Annotated in this window: 12 protein-coding genes; 1 reads left to right on the forward strand and 11 read right to left on the reverse strand. The window is 43.3% G+C overall.

Features of this window, described 5'->3' with window-relative positions; translation table 11 throughout:
* Positions 1-140 precede the first annotated feature (140 nt).
* The 7 genes from ACHBID_RS01840 to ACHBID_RS01870 all read right to left on the reverse strand — a co-directional run bounded on the left by ACHBID_RS01840 (position 141) and on the right by ACHBID_RS01870 (position 7,611).
* On the reverse strand, positions 141-860 hold the full coding sequence (locus tag ACHBID_RS01840) for a hypothetical protein (RefSeq protein WP_105206517.1): 720 nt from the start codon (positions 858-860) through the stop codon (positions 141-143).
* A 24-nt stretch (positions 861-884) separates the two neighbouring features.
* Positions 885-1,214, reverse strand: coding sequence for a hypothetical protein (locus ACHBID_RS01845; protein ID WP_394731541.1), 330 nt, complete (start codon positions 1,212-1,214; stop codon positions 885-887).
* A gap of 133 nt (positions 1,215-1,347) precedes the next feature.
* Complete coding sequence (locus tag ACHBID_RS01850) at positions 1,348-2,499, reverse strand: hypothetical protein (protein WP_394731542.1); 1,152 nt, start codon at positions 2,497-2,499, stop codon at positions 1,348-1,350.
* A 77-nt stretch (positions 2,500-2,576) separates the two neighbouring features.
* Complete coding sequence (locus tag ACHBID_RS01855) at positions 2,577-3,212, reverse strand: TIR domain-containing protein (protein WP_394731543.1); 636 nt, start codon at positions 3,210-3,212, stop codon at positions 2,577-2,579.
* A gap of 192 nt (positions 3,213-3,404) precedes the next feature.
* A complete protein-coding gene (locus tag ACHBID_RS01860) occupies positions 3,405-5,951 on the reverse strand; it encodes an SEC10/PgrA surface exclusion domain-containing protein (RefSeq protein WP_394731544.1) in 2,547 nt (848 codons plus the stop codon).
* Between the two features lie 347 nt (positions 5,952-6,298).
* Complete coding sequence (locus ACHBID_RS01865) at positions 6,299-7,225, reverse strand: helix-turn-helix transcriptional regulator (protein ID WP_105111297.1); 927 nt, start codon at positions 7,223-7,225, stop codon at positions 6,299-6,301.
* A 152-nt stretch (positions 7,226-7,377) separates the two neighbouring features.
* Entirely contained in the window at positions 7,378-7,611 is a 234-nt protein-coding gene (locus tag ACHBID_RS01870; protein ID WP_105111298.1) for a GlsB/YeaQ/YmgE family stress response membrane protein, read from the reverse strand.
* A gap of 129 nt (positions 7,612-7,740) precedes the next feature.
* Here ACHBID_RS01870 and ACHBID_RS01875 point away from each other — a divergent pair, with 129 nt between their 5' ends.
* Positions 7,741-7,881: a putative holin-like toxin gene (locus tag ACHBID_RS01875; protein ID WP_105111299.1), complete on the forward strand. Its 141-nt coding sequence runs from the start codon at positions 7,741-7,743 to the stop codon at positions 7,879-7,881.
* Positions 7,882-8,056: 175 nt separating this feature from the next.
* Here the strand turns inward: ACHBID_RS01875 and ACHBID_RS01880 are convergent, their stop codons facing one another.
* The 4 genes from ACHBID_RS01880 to ACHBID_RS01895 form a co-directional block, all read right to left on the reverse strand.
* The gene (locus tag ACHBID_RS01880) at positions 8,057-8,287 is read right to left on the reverse strand and encodes a GlsB/YeaQ/YmgE family stress response membrane protein (protein ID WP_394731545.1); all 231 of its coding nucleotides are present in this window, start codon (positions 8,285-8,287) and stop codon (positions 8,057-8,059) included.
* Between the two features lie 208 nt (positions 8,288-8,495).
* The gene (locus ACHBID_RS01885; protein WP_394731546.1) at positions 8,496-9,737 is read right to left on the reverse strand and encodes an aminopeptidase; all 1,242 of its coding nucleotides are present in this window, start codon (positions 9,735-9,737) and stop codon (positions 8,496-8,498) included.
* Positions 9,738-9,900: 163 nt separating this feature from the next.
* The gene (locus ACHBID_RS01890; RefSeq protein ID WP_105160279.1) at positions 9,901-10,503 is read right to left on the reverse strand and encodes a nitroreductase family protein; all 603 of its coding nucleotides are present in this window, start codon (positions 10,501-10,503) and stop codon (positions 9,901-9,903) included.
* 146 nt (positions 10,504-10,649) lie between these two features.
* On the reverse strand, positions 10,650-15,044 hold the full coding sequence (locus ACHBID_RS01895) for a PolC-type DNA polymerase III (RefSeq protein WP_105160278.1): 4,395 nt from the start codon (positions 15,042-15,044) through the stop codon (positions 10,650-10,652).
* Between the last annotated feature and the right edge of the window lie 8 nt (positions 15,045-15,052).

Raw genomic sequence — 15,052 nt, forward strand, 5'->3', positions numbered from 1 at the left:
CTTTCTCTTTTGACTCCCACTACCCTCCAATTCAAATGTAAAATGAGGGTTATTCTAAGATGCCAAACATAGGAATAAATCCATTGATACTCTACATTATCAACTTCAATACCAATCAAAACTAATCCTTGATCCTTTAATTACCGACCTTCCAAAACCTGCCAATTTAATATAGCCAAATCCAGAGGATAGGGGTCTGCCTCAGCCTGTTGTTCTGCGCTTCCCATGATGATTTCTTTTTCTTCCAGCAAGATAGCTGCGCTATCATCTGCTGCTAGTTGATAGGTCTTTTTAATCCCTTCTCCTCTAAAGGAAGTCCATTCATACTGGGTCACAGTTCTGTCTGAATTGATAGTAAAACTGGCCCGATAGCCACCTACTGGCGCAACTTCAGAGTGAGCCAGATAGGTAGAAACAGATTGATTCAGATAGTAAACTGCTGCTCCGTACATAGCACCAGTACTGTCCTGCACACCTGTAAACAATTCCTTGGTTCCATTGCCATCAATGTCATAAAAGGCATAGTGGGTAACTGTCCCTTCTGGATCCTCAGCAACTTTTGTGAGCGTTTCTGCATACAGACTCTCATAGTCTCTTTCAGCTGAGCTCGTCACTGTCTCTTGTTGGCTACTACTAGTCGTGGAACTAGAAGTTGAACTAGTGCTCGCTTTTGAGCTGGTTGACGAACTGCTTTCCAAACTAGTCGAAGAAGTGGTAGATGAGCTTGTTTCGACAGTACTTGAATTGCTAGTTGATGAACTTGTGTTACCACCCGTCAGTTGCTGAACGATTTCTGACTTGCAGCCACTGAACAAGAATAAACTGGCCAGTGCAAGCCCCAGTGTTAGATACTTTTTCATTGTTTCACTCCTACTACAAGAAACTTATTTTTCTTTTTCTAGCGTGATAGTATTGTCTTGAATTTCGAGTGTTATTGTATCATCTTTAAGAGTATAGGTTACTGTTTCATTGATGTCTTGTCCCATCATTGAACCAGACAAGTCCATCGTTTTCTTAGAGGTATCGATAGTCCCTTCTAGTTCCATATTAAAAATCATAGCTGTCACGTCCATTGAAACATCTTTACCATCCACTACAAGGACATACTCTGCTCCGTCAGCTTGACCCTTATATGTGCCATCTACAGATGGGGCACAAGCTGTTAAAACGACTGCAACGATTGTCAAAAATACTAATTGTAAAATCTTTTTCATAAATTTCTCCTTTTGAAACAAAGACACTATCTGAATTTGTCCATCCAATAGTGTCTTATTTGTGAATACGCACCTAACAGTGTGACTATCATTTTATGGTGATATTCGAAAAGTTATTCCCAAAATAAACTACCTAAAAATTGTTTAGTAAAGCGTTAGGATTTCCTATATATTTCCCATTTTCCTCAGTTCCATCAATGATTCTGAAAACATCTCCCACATATGCATAAAAGGTTTTGGAACCAGAAGTTTCAAATTCATCTTGATATACAAAACCATAAATCACTTCATACTGCTCACCAGTACTTTTGTCATAGACTGCTGTCCCAGGAGGGATAATTTCAAATTGTGACTTTCCATTCTCTAAACTTGCAATTCTAATATTTCGAGTAAAATGCGTCAAATTTAATAAGGCATTTGGACTGGAAACATACTCAGAAACATCTGTCTTATTTAGAGATTCCGTGAGTGAATTTTTGACAATGTCAGAAACTTCCCCTTCCAAATCTTTAACCTGTAAATGTTTATTATTATGATTAAATGACAAGTAGTACTCGCCATCAGCAAAGTAAGACTTTAAATCTAAATTATCCAAGTAAAGTGTGCTATCATCCTCAAAATCATTTTTTAGATTTTGATAAAAGTCTGACCATTCTTCATCCGTACTTATTGGTTTATTGTATGAGAGTAAAGCTGTAGACAAAAGTGAGTCTGTATAGTTTATCTGCCCGGTCTCATCTACTACAACATTTAATCTTTTAGAAGAGATAGTAGGTACTAGATACACATTGCCGAACTGTTCAACCAATACCCCTCTATCATATTTAATATCCATCACATAGTCGTAAGTTGCTCCATCAACAGTTGTTCCTTTAAATTCCTTTACAACTCCCGAACCATCTAAATAATATCGTTCTGAGCCCCAAGTTTGTAATGGAGTAATTATACTTTGAAAGGTTCCGTCTTCAAAGACTGCCGTCTGAACCTCAGAAATACCATCAGTAGTAGTAACGTATCCCTTATAGGTTCCAACATAGTCCTCAATATTATCCACTATAGTGTAGTTTTCCTCTTGAGAATTTCTAACTAGTTTTAAATTCGAAGTATCAAGGTCTAAATTCGGAGTAGTAGCCTCTGATGATGCAGCTGTTGTTTGTGAGTTAGTCGCTTCGCCGGTTTCTGTCACTTCCGAACCAGATTGACTAGTCGCATTGCTCAAGCCACATGCACTTAGTGACAGTAGGGTTGCCGACAGCAAGGTAAAACTGAACAATTTCTTTTTCATATGTAAACTCCATTTCTTTTCTTAGTCTCCTAGCCTGCATAGCAAGGAAAAATGTGTGAACTATTATCCCGGTAATTCTAATTCTCTTCTACAAATTCATACAGATGATAAACCTCATTCATCAATTTTGTAGCAATTGTTGCTGGACTATATTCTTCATAGGCAACACCTAGAATATCCGATGCTATTTCTACAACCTCTTTATCTGTTTTATAATTTATTACCGAGATACGATGCTCTGAGCCTTTTAAATAGCCCAGTAGCAAACCAAGTTCAATCATAACATTTGGACGAGGTAGAAACTTCCCTGGTTCAATCTCAATATCTGGTGATAAAAGCACGATCCCGTAATCCGCCTTGGCCACAGATTTCTCCAATTTATTCAAGAGAGAAACTCCATTCCCAGGTCGGTCTTCCATCACTTCAACATTAAAGCCCCATTCAATCAGCAACCGCTGCACTTCATTCTTTTTTTCAATGTTCTGAAATGCATAGACGATAAAGATGGTTTTCTGAGGATTTTTAATTTTATCATTCCAGTGGGCTAATAGCTGGCTCAATTTTAAGGCTTCTTTCCCGTCCGTAGTGATCGAACCATTGGAATAAAAGTTAATATTGCCGTTTGCCAGCTTAAAACGGGCTTTCAAACTTCCACTCGGACCTTCTTTGGCCAAGAGTTTGTAAGGAGTTCGTTTCAGAAACTCTTCAATCATAAACTCATTCAACTTATCGTACTTAGACATTGTTACTCCTTTAAGATTTCAAATAATTTTTGGACTAGTATTTCCATAAAAATACGTTTCGCAGTTTCATTTTTTCCCAAAACTGAATTTCTTTGTAAAAAAGGCAGAACACTCTTCTTCATCTTGTATTCCTAAATTGATAACGAAGAGTGTTGTCTACCATTATTCTTCGGTATTCTTCCGACGCTTGATTGCAAGGGATAACCCTAAACCTAGTACCGTGAAACCAGCTAAGCTAGACAAGATACTTTCGTTACTTCCTGTTTGTGGTAGGCTAGCTGCCTGAACTGGAGCTTTTTCTACATCAAGGAATCGAGTTTGCTCTTTAGAAGTAGGCGCCATTCCAGTTGTCTTTATAGTTGATACATTTGATGGTGTATTTGTACCAATCGGTGCTGGGGTACCTGTGTTTTTCACTGTTCCTTGGTCATCACCAGTTCCCTCTGTCGGAGCCTTCACTTGTTCTTGGAGATTGTAAAGGTTCAGGAGATTTAGGTAGTGTTTGACAGCAAGGGAGTAGTTATCCTGTAATTCGGTCAACTTAGCAGATTCTTGTTGATATACTGCACATGCTTCCTCTCTGGTTTTCACAGCCTTGTCATAGGCTTCTTGTGCTTTGACCAAGTTTTCTTCAGCTTCTTGTAATCCTAAGAGTTTTGCCTTGGCATCTACCACTTCTTGTTTGGCATTTGCTAAGTCCGTTTCCAAGTTTTGAACATCTTGGTTGAGTTGGTTTACTTTTGTTTTCAACTCATCAGCTTTGGCTTGTTTAGCTAGATAGTCTGAATACAAGTCAGCAGCCTTAGCTTGAGCCTGGTTAAGAACTGCTTTAGCAGTAGCCAGTTTTTGAGCTTGTTCAGCTTTTTGGGCTGTTAGAGCATCTAGGGCATCCACAGCTTGGTCATATTTCGCTTTAGCTTCTGACAATTTGGTTTTAGCTTCATCCAAATTCGCTTGAGCTTTTGTTGTTTCACTTTCGGTAGACAATAAACGATTGTATTCGGTTGTAGTGTTTATAACTTCGGTTTTCGCTTCATTTAAAGCCGTTACCGCTTTAGCCAAATCAGCTTTAGCTCGGTTATGTGCCACATTAGCAATTGCCAATTGTGTTTTCGCTGCTGTTAGGGCGCGTGTGTCGCTTGCGAAGGTTACATCTGCAGCGTGTACTAACTCATTAGCTTTAACGGCGTTTGTGAATAAGCCGTCAAGTGTGAACTGGTCTGTATATGTTGCGAAAACGTACCATGGTTTATAGTTAACTGACTGCCAGCCCATGTCCATACTTTCTTCATCGTGAACGTATAGTCCAATACTTTTAGCGTTATTGAAATTGCGCCAATGACCGTAGTTGCTGTGTTCGTCAATTAGTGTCATATAGACCATCGATTTGTTGAGTTCTTCCATCAAGTCACGCAATGTTGGTGCGGTTCTAGTTATCGTGTATGCTAGGTTTTCACCCGCTGTGATTGTTGTATTTGGGAATACTACTTTTTCACTTTCGCGTAAGATTGTAAAATCATGTTCAAATTCTGAATCTTTCGCATCATACATTTCACTTCGGACTTTCGCCAATTCAATCATTTTTGTGTTGGCTGTAATGGTCGTCAATCCAATGGTTTCAGCTAAGGTGTTATAAATATCTACTGCGAACCGGTTTAATTGCTCAATTTGTTTGGTTGTCAAATTATCCAAATCTACAATTTCATCACCACCAGTAATATTAAGTTTCCAATGTTGTTCTAGATTTTCTTCAATCTGCGCTGATTCAATAACCTGTTTCAACTCAGCAACGGATTCCAGTGTTCGTGTTTCGGAAAGGAATTTCTTAACAGCATCTTTTACGTTTTGTGGCAGATTGATATCAACCGTATAAGATACTTCGTTTTGAAGGGAATCTACTACTTCTTGAGCTTCTGTCACTTTATTTGCTGTGTCAGTTACTTGAGCTTCCAAACCAACTACTGTGGTTTGAGCGTTGCTTTCAGCTTCTTTAGCTGTGTCAAGGGCTGATTTAGCGTCTGCAATTTTTTGTGCCAAGTTTTGGTCTTTTGCTTCAGCTTCAACCAAGGCTTGTTCTGCTTCAGCTACGGCTGCTTCTGCTGTAGCCACTTCTTGTTTTGCTGTATCTACACTAGCTTGAGCTTGTTCAACGTTTACTGTTTGGTTTTCCAATTGTGAAACAGTTTCTTGAGCTGCGTCTGCCTGTGCTTGAGCTTCAGTATAAGCTGTGTTTGCTGTGTCAGCTACTGCTTGCGCTTGGTCAGCTTGTGTTTGTGCTGTTGATGCTTCTTGTTTTGTTGATTCAAGCAAGGCTTCAGTTTCTGAAACGGTAGTTTCTGCTTCAACAATTTCAGCTTCTGTTGCTTGAATAGCTTCTGGTGTTGCGGTTTCTGCAGTTGCTTGAGCAGCTACAAGTGCTTCTTGTGCTGTTGTCTCAGCGGTTTGTGCTGCCTGCTTATCAGATAAAGCACTGGACACTACTGATTCTTGATTTTTCACTGCTTCCTCAGCAGTGTTCACATCTGTCTTTGCAGCAGCTACTTGCTCGGCTGTAACTTGATTGGTCCTCGGTGTTGCAGTTTCGTTAGCTGTTGTTGGTGTCGTGTCCAGCGTATCGGCACTTGCTTCCACACCTGAGAAACTAACCACTCCTGTTGCAAGAACGGCTGAGGCAAGGGTCACTGTCTTTAACAAGTCTTTCTTATTCATATAAGCTCCTTTTATATTGTATCACTACTATTGTACCCCCCCCCCCGAAGCCTTTTGTCAAGCGGTTTTGCTTGATTTTTTGTATATTTTTAGTTGCTTTTCAATGCCTTTTTTCTTTTGCTTGATGGATAGACATCCACTATCTCTGGAGGGGTAACAATGCACGAATGAGAGAGGATCTCCCCAATAGTCTATCAAATATTTTTTTCTTAAAAATAGCCAAGCAAACTATTGTTTCAATTTAACTTGTAAAGCGGAAATTTCTTCTGATTTTTTCAATACAGGTAACTATAGTTTCATCTAGTTCTCATTCTGAAAATGAAAAAAGCAGCCAAGGCTGCTCCTTACTAATATCGATGACCGACTGAATCGGTCAAATCAATTCCGGTTTTATTGAGTTTATTAAAGATTTCCCGAAATTCGATTAACCGGCGCATATTGGCCTCGGTGGGTATGAGATTGGTATCTGCTTCAAGATAGGTAATGATGTTTCGGGCACGAGGGATGGCGGATTTATCATTTTGCCGTAGAAGATTGTAAACAGCCCGCATTTCGATGCGACATAATTCCCTAACCAAAAAATGCTTGGCAGGGTGGGGGAAATTCTTGATTTCTTCAGCCAAGGTCCCAGCCTTGAGATAGTAGCCTTTTTCGGAAAAATAATCAATCATAAACCCCAGATTCAAGAGGGACTGAATAGCTGTATCAAAACTCTTGGTAGTTTTATAGGTATCTAGATAAAACTGTGTCATTTTTTCATTGAGTTCATAGGAACAATGTTGAAAAATTTGCACATGCAAGTCATGTTCTAGGACATTGAGAAAGGTGATTTTTTTCAGATGATGAATCATCCTTTCTTCTATCTCCTTCTTCCTATCCAGATTGCTACCCTTACTATAGTCTGTAAACATGTATGCAACCAAGTCCAACATTAATTGCTTGAGTTCGGGATTATCCTTAACATAATCCCCCATTTGTTCATTAAACTGTTGACGAAAATCAAGACTGTTGACCTGTTGTCGTCTATTTTCTGCCCAAACTTGCAAATAATAATCGATACTATCCCCTTGATAACGAAAGGCAAAATCCTCCCAGGTGACACCGATCGAAATCAGGAGACGACTGAAGTTCTCAACACTGATTCCCTTCTCCTCTTTTTCAAACTGGCTGAGAAATTGTGGACTCACAATACTTCCAGCCGCTTCCTTTAGAGATAATCCTCGCTTTTCTCTCAATTCTTTAAAAGTACGGCCAAATGGATGCAAATCTGACATAGGATTCCTCCCTTTCTGTATATCTATGTCATCTATTATAACCGACTTTGCTATCTTTTGGGAGGTGGTTTAACTAATAGTTTCTTTTTTCTTTCATAAAATGCCATTTATTCATTTTTTAAACCTTCATGAAACTATAGTTTACTTCCTATCTAGCTTTTTCGACTACTAGAAAAAATCGCCACCAGCAATACTGCTCCAAAGACTGACGGTACCAAAGCCATACCAGCAAACTGTGGACCCCAGTCACCAAAGAGCAGTTGCCCAATCCATGAACCTGCAAGTCCAAGGATGATATTTCCAAGACAGCCACGACGGTCATCTGACGAAGTAAGAGCACCTGCAAGCAAGCCAATAATGGCTCCTGCGATAATACTTGATAACATCTTCTATCCAGAATGTTTTCAGCATACCAGAAATATAATACATATTTGCATTTTATGATATAATTATTTAGTAGAAAAGTGAAGACGGTGGCTCTTGAGTTTCTGAAAGTGAGGTGATGCCTATGGGCAATTCATCAAAATCTAACAGAAAGGAGGAGCATTCTTTTGACAGCTTTTGAAGTTGTACAAACGATTCTAGCTTTTGGTGGCTTTACCATTGCTTTAATCAGCTTGTGCTATAAAATCTTCAAAGAAAATGACAAAAAATAACCCGTCCCCACTTTTGACCGAGTTGTTGGACGAGTTATAGTCTAATATAAACGAGTCACCGTCTTTTTAACGGTTCTACGTCAGGTGGTTGTTATCGCAACTACCTTTTTCTATTTCTATTATAACACGAAAGCTATGAAAAGCAACTTTTAATAATATCGGCATACCAGTAAATTTATCCGACTTTTTCAGAAAAAATCGCCACCAGCAATACTGCTCCAAAGACTGACGGTACCAGGGCCATACCAGCAAACTGTGGACCCCAATCACCAAAGAGCAACTGTCCAATCCATGAACCTGCAAGTCCAAGGATGATATTTCCTATACAGCCACGACGGTCATCTGATGAGGTCAAAGCCCCAGCAATTAAGCCAATAATAGCACCTGCGATAATACTTGATAACATTCTGTATTCCTCCTTATTTACAAAATGGGAGTGGGAAAGAACTCGACTAGGTCAAAAAGAGTTCGTCTTCCCACCCCCGCACAGTTGATTAGGTCAGATTTGGAGTGCAAAACACGAACAAATCTGCCAATCAACCACTGCGCTGAGATGTTGATACGAACTCTGAGAAGTGATCCTGGGCTTTTTGCCCAGTTTCATTCAAATATCATTAGATAGCCCACTCGCCGTCACGGAAGATTGGTACACGGGTACCGTCTTCACGGATCCCGTCAATATTCATCTTGTTAGAACCAATCATGAAGTCCACATGGACATCAGAACGGTTAAGGCCTGCTTCTTTAAGCTCTTCTTGGCTCATTTCTGTACCACCTTCGATAGAGAAGGCATAGGCTTGACCAATCGCCAAGTGGTTTGAGGCATTTTCATCAAAGAGAGTATTGAAGAAGGTCACGCCTGATTGAGAAATCGGACTCTTATCTGGCACAAGTGCAACCTCACCGAGACCGCGAGCACCAGCATTATCAAAGACCAATTTCTTCATGACTTCATCGCCTTTTTCAGCCGTTACATCCACGATTTCCCCATCTTTGAAGGTTACTTTGATACCTTCGATGATGTTACCGTTGTAGCTGAGTGGTTTTGTTGATGTGACATAGCCGTCTGCCACACGGTAGTCAGGTGCTGTGAAGACCTCTTCTGTTGGCATGTTGGCGATAAACTTCTCACCTTGGGCATTGACCGAACCAGCCGCTTCCCACAAGTGGTTTTTCGGCATACCGAGAACGAGGTCGGTTCCAGGAGCTGTGTAGTGCAATTTGACAAACTGCTCGTCGTTGAGGACCTTAGCTTTAGCCACCAAGCGTGCTTCATGCTCTTCCCAAGCCTTGATTGGATCTTCCTCGTAGATACGGCAGGTCTTGAAGATTTGGTCCCACAGGAGGTCCACTGCCTCTTCGTCAGACGCTGCATTCGGAAAGACTTTTTTGGCCCATTCCAAACCAGAGGCTGCACCGAGTGTCCAACTGATTTTGTTAGCTTGAGATGCTTGTCGCATTGGGTTCAAAGCCTGGCTAAGTGCACGAGCGTTGCGAGACAATTTCTCTGGATCAACGCCATCGTAAGCACCTGGATCTTCTGACAAGACAACCAAACGGCTGGCCTTACGCTCCAAGAGATAGTTCATTTCAGTGATACGTTGTGGATGAACTTGTTCCAAGAGTTCCACATCAACATTGACCAAACGTTCACGCGCAATCACATCGTCCAACCAGTTGACCAAGACTTCCTTAGCACCGTGAGCGTAAGCTTCTTTGACAATCAAACGAGCCAACTCAGCCTGTTCTACACCGATAGTCAATTGAACCGTGTGACCAGGTTGGACATTGATACCTGTTGAAACTAAGAGTTTAGCGTATTTTGCAAGATTTTCTTTAAAATTTGGTAGTACCATTTTTTTCTCCTTTGTACTTTGAAATACCCTATTATTGTATCATATTTTGAAGCTAGACTGACAAAAAAACTTCCTGCTGATACAGGAAGTCTCAGATTCTATCCGACAGTCTTACACTCACCTGGACAGACTGACAACGGATATTTCCAATTTTCGCAGAGTATTAGTTACCAAAAACTTTTACACGGTCAGCATCCGCCATGTAGTCTTTGTCTGCTGCTGGAGCTGCAATGCTACCGAATGGTGCTTGGGCACGGAGTTTCCAGTTAGCTGGGATACCGTATTTTTCAGCAACTTGTGCATCAACCAATGGGTTGTAGTGTTGTACATTCATACCGATATTTTTCTCAGCGAAAGCCAACCATACTGCGTACAAGTTGATACCGTGAGCTTGTTCAGACCAGATTGGGAAGTTTTCAGCGTAAAGTGGGAAGCTTTCTTGCAAGCCTTTGACAACATCTTGGTCTTCGAAGAACAAGATAGTACCAGCACCTGACGCAAAGCTAGCCAAGCGACCTTTTGTTGCTTCAAAAGCCTCTGCTGGTGTTACTTTTTCCAATTCGCTGTAGGCAATTTCGTTCCAGAAAGCATCTGATTCAGCACCGAAAAGTACAACTGCACGGCTTGATTGTGAGTTGAAAGCTGATGGAGATTCTTTCATGGCTTTCTCTACGAGTGCTACTACTTCTTCATTTGATACTGGCAATTCTTTACCAAGTGCATAGATAGAACGACGAGTTTCTTGAAGTTTTGCAAAGTTTGACATATAGTTTCCTCTTTTCTTATTGTTACTACATAGTAGTTTTTTATCACTATGTAGAGATTATATACCTATTAACAACATTAGTCAAGAGGTTTGACTTCATTTTTTAAAAAAATTCACTGCTTCCAAAAGAAACAGTGAACAGGTGTTTAAAACAAATCATCAAAGAGACTGAGCTGGTTATCTTCTGGCATTTTGCCGAGGATGCCCATCTCATCCATTTTTTCAACAAGCGTGCTAGATAGACCTCCCCGTTTACGGAGTTCTGTCTTGGAGAGGAATTCTCCCTCGGCACGCGCCGCCACAACCTGCTTGGCTACGTTTTCTCCCAGACCATCCATAGCGACGAATGGGGGGATGAGGGTGTCTTCTTCAATCAAGAAGTCAGTCGCATGAGACTTGTAAAGGTCCAGCTTACCGAACTTGAAACCACGTTCCAGCATCTCATTGACCAATTCAAGCGTGGTGTAGAGGTCCTGTTCAACGTTTGAGGCTTCATTGTTTTTCTTCTTAAGGGCAATTTCTTCCATCTTAGCCTTGACTTTATCTAAACCACCAGACATGGTCGCCAAATCAAAGGCCTTGGCCCGAATAGAGAAATAAGCACAATAGTAGTAAATAGGATAGTGAACCTTGAAATAAGCAACCCGCAAGGCCATCATAACGTAGGCAGCCGCGTGGGCTTTAGGGAACATGTACTTGATTTTTCCACAGGATTCTATGTACCAGTCTGGTACCTTGTTATCCTTCATGGCTTGGATATAGCCATTTCGCTCTTCCTCGGAAATCTTGAGCCACATGCCCTTCCGCACCCGTTCCATGATGTTAAAGGCCATCTTAGGTGGCAAACCTGCGTGCATGAGATAAACCATGATGTCATCCCGACAACCGATAACGGTAGATAGGTCGGCAATTCCCGCCTTAATCAAATCCTGGGCATTGCCCAACCAAACGTCTGTACCGTGGGATAGACCAGACAGCTGGAGTAATTCAGAGAAGGTGGTCGGCTTGGTTTCCTCCACCATACCTCGAACAAAGTTGGTCCCAAACTCGGGAATCCCCAACATACCGGTCGGTGTGCCAATCTGCTCTGGGGTAACTCCCAGAATTTCCGTGCCAGAAAAGAGGGCCATGACACCTGGGTCATCCGCCGGAATAGTCTGTGGATTGATGCCAGACAAGTCCTGCAATTTACGAACCATGGTCGGGTCATCGTGCCCCAGGACATCGAGCTTGAGGACGTTCTCGTCAATATCGTGGAAGTTAAAGTGGGTGGTCTGCCAGTTGGCCGTCACATCATCGGCAGGATATTGGACAGGCGTAAAGTCATAGACATCCATGTAGTCAGGGAATACGATAATTCCCCCTGGGTGCTGACCAGTCGTCCGTTTGACCCCAGCCGCTCCAGCAGCCAAGCGTTCCACTTCCACATCACGGTAGAATTTACCATAGTCCCGCTCGTAGCCACGGACAAAACCGTAGGCTGTCTTGGCCGCAACCGTACCTACCGTTCCTGCCCGAAAGGCATTTTCCGCGCCGAAAATATCTCGCACATCCAAGTGGGCAGAGGGCTGGTCATCACCAGAGAAGTTCAAGTCAATATCGGGTACCTTGTCCCCATCAAAACCAAGGAAGGTCTCGAAGGGAATATCCTGTCCGTCCTTGTTGTACTTGTTGCCACACTGGGGACAAGGCTTATCCGGCATATCGAAGCCCGAACCATAGGAACCGTCTGTGATAAATTCACTATGCTGGCAGTTGGGGCAGACATAGTGAGGAGGCATAGGGTTTACTTCGGTAATCCCAATCATGGTCGCAACGAAACTGGAGCCGACAGACCCCCGTGAACCAACCAGGTAGCCCCGTTCATTTGACCGTTGCACCAACATCTGCGATGCCAGGTAAATCACGGCGAATCCATTACCCAGAATGGACGTCAATTCCTTCTCAATTCGCAGGTCAATAATATCCGGCAGAGGATTGCCATAAATCTCGAAAGCCTTCTGGTAGGTCAACTCCGCCACTGTCTCTTCTGCCTTTTCAATATAGGGCGTGTAGAGGTCAGTCTTGACCACTTCCACATCCTCGAAACGGTCCAGCATGGCATTTGGATTAGTGATGACAATCTCACGCGCCTGCGCCTCGCCTAGGAAGGCAAAATCATCCAGCATTTCACTGGTAGTACGGAAATGCGCCTTGGGCAGGGGAGCAGGCTGGGCATTCTCACCATTGCCGATAGTCCAGTTAATCGGCGAACTTTGGCCCAAGGCCCGCACAATAATTTCACGATAAATTTCTTCCTCGGGGTCAATATAGTGGACATTACCCGTCGCAAGAACAGGCAGATTAGCCCTGCGACCGACCTCAATCAACTGCTTGATGGTCTCCTCAATCTCGCCCATGTTCTTGAATTGCTCCTTGGCAATCATGGGCGCGTAGAGGGCTGGAGGCATGACCTCGATAAAGTCATAGTAGGTAGCCTTCTTAACCGCATCGTCAATGCCCTTGGACAAGAGTTCGTCGAAGACTTCACCCTCTTGGCAGGCCGTTCCCAAAATCAAGCCTTCTCGATGAGCATCCAGCACCGTCCGCGGAATCCGAGGAACACCCTCAAAATACTGGGTATTGGACAGGGAAACCAGCTTGAAGATATTTTTCAGCCCGACCTGATTGATCACATAGACCGTCGCATGCTTGACGCGGGCTTTTTTGTAGGAATCCTCAGCAATCAGGTCACGATTGAGCTGATTGAGATTGGCAATAGCGTGCTTTTCGAGTGCATCTTTCAAGAAAATAAAGAGTAGACGACCAGTCGCCTCGGCATCGTAGTTGGCCATGTGGTGGTGCTCCAAGGCAACCCCAAACCGCTTAGTCAGCGGCCCCAAACCGTGCCGTTTGAAATCTGGATAGAGATTGCGGGCAAATTCCAGCGTATCAATGACCGGCTGCGTAATGGTCGGCAGACCCGCCCGTTCATAGTTGACATCCATAAAGCCGACGTCAAAGCTGGCATTGTGGGCAACCAGAACGCTGTCCTGACAGAATTCCTGAAACTCCCGCAGGACCTGCTCCAAGGGCTTGGACCCCTGCACATGCTGGTCCGTAATTCCCGTCAACTCGGTCGTGAACTGGCTGAGTGGGTGCCCCGGATCAATAAATTCATCAAATTCTGCAATAATATTGCCCTTGTACATCTTAGATGCCGCAATCTGAATCAGAGCATTGTTGACCGCAGAAAGTCCGGTCGTCTCCACGTCAAAGACTACATAAGTCGCATCTAACAAAACCAAATCCGTCTCATTGTAGACAATAGGCACCGAGTCCTCAACGATATTGGCCTCCATCCCGAAAATCGGCTTGATACCCGCTTTTCTGGCAGCGTGGTAACCATGAGGGAAGGACTGGACATTGCCGTGGTCGGTAATAGCAACCGCCTTGTGCCCCCAGGCTGCAGCCCGTGCCACCAAGTCCTCAACGGCAGGAAGGGCATCCATGGTTGACATGTTGGTATGGGCATGAAATTCGACCCGTTTCTCACCTTCTGGCATCAGGTCCTTGCGGATTTCCTTCTTGACTTCTTGGATTTCCTGGACATTCATGGTCAGATCACGGGTGAAATTGTTGGTCTCCACATTTCCCCGCACCCGGAGCCATTGCCCCTTCTTTATCATGCTAAATTTCTGGGCCTCTTCCTCATTTTTAGCCCATTTTTGCAGGGTAAACGAAGAGGTGTAGTCGGTCATCTTGAAGTTGATAATGACCCGTCCCGTCTTGGTTGTCTTGTGCTCCGCCTCAAAGACCAGCCCCTCAAAGACCACGCGGTTTTCCTCACTGTCGACCTCAATCATAGGCGTAATCTCCGCCTTATCGATGGCTACCTTGGCAGGCCGGTTAGCCTTCTTATATTCTGGGACAAATGGCTGAGCTGCCTCTGGTGGTGGCGCCATCTGTGCTAGTTGTTCCAGAGCAGCCAGATTTTCCTCATTGGCCTGCTGGTAAATTTGCTCATTCTGATTCTGGAAGTCCGCAGCCTGTTGCTCGGTCATGGTTTGACAAACTTCGATGTCCACCTTGAGATTTGCAAAGCCAAAACGGGCGTATTGCTCGACTAGATTTGGCAGATGATTCTTGCGAAAATGAACCGTGTCAATGGTTTCAGGTCCCTTGATCCAGAGAATACCATCCCGATAGACGACTTCAAGCGGCTGAAAGAGGGCCTTGAAACCAGCACTCTGGCAGAGCCCCTCCGTAAAGGCCTCCGGATAGTAGGCCACCAGCAAGTCACCGTCATAGGCTTCCAAATCCGTCACAATGGCAAAACGGACCCTATTGCCCATCTTTTCAAACTCAGTAGCTAGCCTTGCCTTGAAAAGCTGATAATCCAGAAGGGGCAAGGGAGCAGGCAAGCGAAAGGTAAATTCCCAGAGCTTGCTGACCTTGTGCAGGACAACCTTCTCAATCTTTCCAGATGAAAAAGCCTCTGATTGCCGATCATCGAGAGGCATATTGATCTGTTGGAGCAAGAGTTGAAACTTATCTGACATGTTGATTT

The sequence above is a fragment of the Streptococcus sp. A25 genome, assembly GCF_043674095.1.
GTDB classification, from domain to species: domain Bacteria; phylum Bacillota; class Bacilli; order Lactobacillales; family Streptococcaceae; genus Streptococcus; species Streptococcus suis_V.

What these genes read in the sequence shown, in the direction of transcription:
- ACHBID_RS01890 (WP_105160279.1), bottom strand. Translation starts at nt 10,503, where the DNA reads ATGTCAAACTTTGCAAAACTTCAAGAAACTCGTCGTTCTATCTATGCA.
- ACHBID_RS01860 (WP_394731544.1), bottom strand. Translation starts at nt 5,951, where the DNA reads ATGAATAAGAAAGACTTGTTAAAGACAGTGACCCTTGCCTCAGCCGTT.
- ACHBID_RS01850 (WP_394731542.1), bottom strand. Translation starts at nt 2,499, where the DNA reads ATGAAAAAGAAATTGTTCAGTTTTACCTTGCTGTCGGCAACCCTACTG.
- ACHBID_RS01870 (WP_105111298.1), bottom strand. Translation starts at nt 7,611, where the DNA reads ATGTTATCAAGTATTATCGCAGGAGCCATTATTGGCTTGCTTGCAGGT.
- ACHBID_RS01865 (WP_105111297.1), bottom strand. Translation starts at nt 7,225, where the DNA reads ATGTCAGATTTGCATCCATTTGGCCGTACTTTTAAAGAATTGAGAGAA.
- ACHBID_RS01895 (WP_105160278.1), bottom strand. Translation starts at nt 15,044, where the DNA reads ATGTCAGATAAGTTTCAACTCTTGCTCCAACAGATCAATATGCCTCTC.
- ACHBID_RS01885 (WP_394731546.1), bottom strand. Translation starts at nt 9,737, where the DNA reads ATGGTACTACCAAATTTTAAAGAAAATCTTGCAAAATACGCTAAACTC.
- ACHBID_RS01845 (WP_394731541.1), bottom strand. Translation starts at nt 1,214, where the DNA reads ATGAAAAAGATTTTACAATTAGTATTTTTGACAATCGTTGCAGTCGTT.
- ACHBID_RS01840 (WP_105206517.1), bottom strand. Translation starts at nt 860, where the DNA reads ATGAAAAAGTATCTAACACTGGGGCTTGCACTGGCCAGTTTATTCTTG.
- ACHBID_RS01855 (WP_394731543.1), bottom strand. Translation starts at nt 3,212, where the DNA reads ATGATTGAAGAGTTTCTGAAACGAACTCCTTACAAACTCTTGGCCAAA.
- ACHBID_RS01880 (WP_394731545.1), bottom strand. Translation starts at nt 8,287, where the DNA reads ATGTTATCAAGTATTATCGCAGGTGCTATTATTGGCTTAATTGCTGGG.